The 2,627-nt window shown below is 70.2% G+C and carries 3 protein-coding genes; all 3 read left to right on the top strand.

Features of this window, described 5'->3' with window-relative positions; genetic code table 11:
* The coding region (locus ACWELQ_RS43330; RefSeq protein WP_452402788.1) for a hypothetical protein at positions 1–250 on the top strand (250 nt) is incomplete at its 5' end.
* 381 nt (positions 251–631) lie between these two features.
* Positions 632–2,002 (top strand): glycosyltransferase family 4 protein, encoded by a 1,371-nt coding sequence (locus ACWELQ_RS43325; protein WP_452402787.1) that lies wholly within the window; start codon positions 632–634, stop codon positions 2,000–2,002.
* Positions 1,992–2,627, top strand: a 636-nt coding sequence (locus tag ACWELQ_RS43320) for a glycogen debranching N-terminal domain-containing protein (RefSeq protein ID WP_452402786.1), incomplete at its 3' end; no start/stop codon positions are given. The genes ACWELQ_RS43325 and ACWELQ_RS43320, both read left to right, overlap by 11 nt.

Here is a 2,627-nt window from a genome sequence, read left to right as displayed (position 1 = left end):
GTCCGCCCGGGTCTACGTGGGCGGCGCGGCGCTGGCGCTCGAACTCGACGGCGCCGCCGCCGGTTTCGTCGACGACCCGTTCGTACCGGGCGGCCGTTTGGTGCGGACCGAGACGCACGGCGGCTGGACCGCCGACGGCTGGCTGCTGCTGGACATGATCGAATCCGCCGCGCCCGCGGGCGTTTCCGAGGCGGCCAATCGCCCCATGGCATCGGAGTACACCGCCGAGGGCGGCTACGCGGCCGCCTGACCCGAGCCCCCACGCTGCGACCCTCGGACCGAAGTTTCTACCGGGAAACCCCCGAACAATTTCGATCCACACTTTTCGAGTGATTCGCGGCGATATTGTGGAATCACCTATATGGCCGCCGAGCGCGATGACGCCTCGGGGTGCCCACCGGCCTTGATCTCACCGCCGGGGCACCAGCCGGCGCGACGATCCCCAGGCGTTCAACTCGGAGCGTGCTGACGACCCTCGCTCGGCCTTGCTCACACGCTGCTCGAACCGGGCGTGGACGAGCCGAGCCGATGGCGTGCGGCACCAGCGCTTTTCGATCTTCTCCGGCTCGGTTCCGGGTCGGCGTCCCACTGTCCGGGCGTCGACGTTCGCTCCCCTGGAAGAAGGGCTGTCATGAGCGCCGCGTTTTCGTCGGTTCCTGTTCCGGCTACTGCCGCAGTCGAATTCCCATCGATCGAGCGCGAGCGGCTACGCGTCGCGATGGTGGTGCCACCGTATTTCGACATCCCGCCCAAGGCGTACGGCGGCGTCGAGGCCGTGGTGGCGGATCTGGTGGACGCGCTGGTGGAGCGCGGGCACCGGGTGACCGTGCTGGGCGCGGGCGTGAACGGCACCAAGGGAGAGTTCCGATCACTCTGGGACCGTGCGCAATCCGAGCGGCTCGGCGATCCGTTCCCGGAGGTCGTGCACGCCCTGAAGGCCCGGCGCGCGCTGGAGCGGCTGGCCGCGACCGACGGCCTGGACCTGGTGCACGACCACACCTTCGCGGGCCCGCTGAACATGCCGGTCTCCCGCGATCTGGGTCTGCCGACCGTGGTGACCGTGCACGGTCCGGTGTACGGCGACCCGTACCTCTACTACCGGGAACTCGGCACGGAGGCACAGCTGGTGGCGATCAGCGACCGGCAGCGGGAACTGGCTCCGGACTTGAACTGGGTGGGCCGCGTGCACAACGCACTGCGGGTGGAGGACTGGCCGTTCCGCGTCGACAAGCAGGACTACGCTCTGTTCCTGGGCCGGTTCACCGCGGACAAGGCGCCGCATCTGGCGGTGGCGGCCGCGCACGCGGCGGGCGTTCCGCTGATCCTGGCGGGCAAGTGCGCCGAACCGCCCGAGGTGCGCTATTTCGAGAGTGCGGTGCGGCCGCTGCTCACCGAACGCGATCGCATGTTCGGGATGGCCGATGCCGTGGCCAAGCGTGAATTGCTTTCCAGGGCAAGGTGTCTGGTGTTCCCGGTGCAATGGGAGGAGCCGTTCGGCATGGTCATGATCGAGGCGATGGTGTGCGGGACGCCGGTGGTGGCGTTGCGCGGGGGCGCGGTCGCCGAGGTGATCGTGGACGGTGTCACCGGCCGGATCTGCGACGATCCGGCCGAGCTGCCCGCGGCCATCGCCGAGGTTCGCGGCTACGACCCGCACGCCATGCGCGCCCATGTCGCGGCGCATTTCGGCGTGGATTCCCTGGGCGGCGGCTACGAGGAGATCTATCGGCGGGTGGTGCGCGAGCACCGGCCGCGCCGCGGCGCCGCGCCGCGTCATTCCGGTGTGATGCCCGGCGGACAGCGTGCGGCGGGCACCGGGCCCGGCCGTGCGATCACGTCCCCGGTGCCCGCGCGCGGTCCCTCGCATTCCGGGCATCCAGACGCCTTGACCGGCGGCGAGCTGATGCCGGGCCGTAAACCTGTGTCCGACAGTGGTTCCAGCTCGAAGGCTTCGTCGCGGCAGCGGCGGCTGCCGCGACGAAAGGGTCTGCATGAACAGTGACACTCCGAGCGCCCTGAACGCCGGGGAACCGAGCGTGGGCGGTGGCGGCGGGGCGGTCACCCTGGTGGAGGGCAGCACCTTCTGTCTGTCGGATCATCGGGGCGATATCGAGCACGGGACGCCCTACGGGTTGTTCTTCCGGGACGCGCGGGTGTTGTCGCGCTGGGAGTTGCTGCTGGACGGGCAGCGGCCGGAGCCGCTGTCGGTATTGACCCCGGAGGCTTTCACCGCCCGGTTCATACTGCGCCGGCCTCCCCGGGCCGGCGCAGCGGACAGTACGGTGCTCGTGGTGCGGGAGCGGCTGGTGGCCGACGGCCTGTGCGAGACCATCACGGTGGAGAATCTGGGCCGCGAAACCACCGCCGTGGACCTGCAATTGCAGGTGGACGCGGATTTCGTCGACCTGTTCGCGGTCAAGGAGGGCCGCGGCGGCAATGTGCGCGCCGAGGTGGTCGTGGCGGATGTGGAGCTGCTGCTGGCCGATCGCTCCGATCGGTCCCGGGGCCTGGCGGTGTCGTCGTCGCAAACGCCTGTGGTGCTGCCGGGTTCGCTGTCGTGGAGGGCGGTGGTCCCGGCCGGGTCCGCCGCCTACTCGGTCGTCCGAGGAGATCGCCACCGGTCCGAC

This window comes from Nocardia sp. NPDC004722 (assembly GCF_053601505.1).
Note: the sequence above shows the minus strand (reverse complement) of the source record. Positions and strands in the feature narration are given on the sequence as shown.

What these genes read in the sequence shown, in the direction of transcription:
- ACWELQ_RS43325 (WP_452402787.1), top strand. Translation starts at nt 632, where the DNA reads ATGAGCGCCGCGTTTTCGTCGGTTCCTGTTCCGGCTACTGCCGCAGTC.